This window comes from Aliterella sp. E5.1, from assembly GCF_057473825.1.
Genome location: NZ_JBYCCV010000305.1, coordinates 1 through 1,811, shown reverse-complemented (window position 1 = coordinate 1,811; position 1,811 = coordinate 1). Strand labels below are relative to the sequence as shown.

The 1,811-nt window shown below is 39.8% G+C and carries 2 protein-coding genes; one reads left to right on the top strand and one right to left on the bottom strand.

Annotated elements, in window-relative coordinates; genetic code table 11:
• Positions 1 to 335, bottom strand: a 335-nt coding sequence (locus tag AC2VE5_RS26575) for a helix-turn-helix domain-containing protein (RefSeq protein WP_486890543.1), incomplete at its 3' end; no start/stop codon positions are given.
• A gap of 279 nt (positions 336 to 614) precedes the next feature.
• On the opposite strand from AC2VE5_RS26575, the gene AC2VE5_RS26570 reads away from it, so the two are divergent.
• On the top strand, positions 615 to 1,370 hold the full coding sequence (locus AC2VE5_RS26570) for an S-layer homology domain-containing protein (protein ID WP_486890542.1): 756 nt from the start codon (positions 615 to 617) through the stop codon (positions 1,368 to 1,370).
• Positions 1,371 to 1,811: the final 441 nt, after the last annotated feature.

Here is a 1,811-nt window from a genome sequence, read left to right as displayed (position 1 = left end):
GCAATTCTCCCATAAAACACAGAAACATCTATAGCTTCTCCCCAATCTTGGCTAAGAGACGATTGCGAAGCCCGATTTATATTTTGTTTTGCAAAACGTTTTAGAACTACCTGACAATTTTGCTTGTTTACTTTTTCTCCCAAACTATCGGACAGCAAAAGCCACAACTTAGAACCAGTGTCTTTTATATAACCGCAGTCATAACCAGAACTTCTCGCCATTTCTTGATAGGAATGACCTTGCCAAGAAGAAGCAAGGACAAGGCGTTGCAGTTTATTTAATTGTTTTGGTTCTACAACTTGCTCAATAAATGCGATCGCGTCTTCAACAGTCATTGGCAGGAGGGGGATAGATGATTTATTCACTACAAAGAGTATTGTCTTAATTTCGGAGGCGATCTGTGCTAAATGCCAGGTTATTTTAACCTTTTACCTTTAAAACTTAGCAATTCCTGATAAAACGCTTAAATAGTGCGATCGCTCTTTAATAACTTGCAAGTTTTGCGATCGGGTAGACAATACATAGATGACGAGTGCAAGAGTTTTAAAATAGACTAATGCTCAGAAAATTTGTAATAATTTGATTGACTAGCAGTAGTGAGAAAAATAATTGAGATGAGAAGTCTTAGGAATGCTTTAGTTGTACTTATTACTTTATTGGCTTGTAGTTTTACTAGCAAAGTAAGTACATTTATACTAGGATCTCTGCACGCTCAAGCCCAGAGCGCATTACCTGCATTGTCACCATCCCCTGCGCCACTGCCGCCTAATTCTATTCCACCTCAAATCCAACAACCTGCTTCACCATCGCCTAATGATGCGATTTCTCAAGTAGTTGCGGCGGGGTTGATGAGTAATCTTACGGATGGACAATTTCACCCAGAATTATTTATTAGTCGTGCCGAACTTGCATCAATTTTAGTTAGATCGTTTGGGTTAGCTCAAAGAGCCGCCGCAAATCAAGCAGGCACAGTTGAAGTTCAAGATGTACCTGCCTCGCACTGGGCCTTTAAAGACATTCAGACCGTGCTAAAAACTGGCATTATGAAAGGGTATCGGGGCAATATGTTCTTTCCCAACCAGAAGGTAACAAGAGCAGAGGCGTTGGCTATTTTTGCTCAAGCTTATGGTGTTTTTCAGTTTCCCGACAACATAGTAGCAGAAATATTATCCCAATATCCAGATGCAGCTTCAATTCCTGCTTGGGCGAGAAAGTCTCTAGCTACTGCATTAAATGCAGGATTTGTCAATATAGACCCACAAAAGAATATAAATCCATTGCAGCCGATGACTCGTGCAGATATGGCTTACGCCTTGAGCCAATACCTAGCAAGTAGTAATAGGATAAATACTCAAACTCCTGCCAAATAATAGTAGGCGATCGCTCAACATTGTAGAAAGCAAAAGACTTTGCTCTCCGTTGCAAGGTCACTTTAACTTTTTGCCCTCAAATTCCAGTCAAAAAGGTGGAATGGTGCGATCACTTTTAGTTACTGACTTAATGGATGCGATCGCGCTTAATTTGGGTAATTAGGCAGAACGTGCGATCGTTTTTACCTAAGTTACTGACTTTTATCTGACTTTTTACCGACCTTTTACCGACTGACAATCACCAGAGAGGAGACATATATTGATGTCATCCCAACTATAAATATGGTTATCGAAAAACTGTCAAAAATATTTATCTCAGCAAGTCATTTTAACAGCGTTACTAGGGCTACCAGCAAACGAGCCTCGTACTGAATAAAGAAATAATCATTTCTCAAACCTCCTCTTACAAAGAGTTTGAGAACCATTAGGAGAATATTTTTC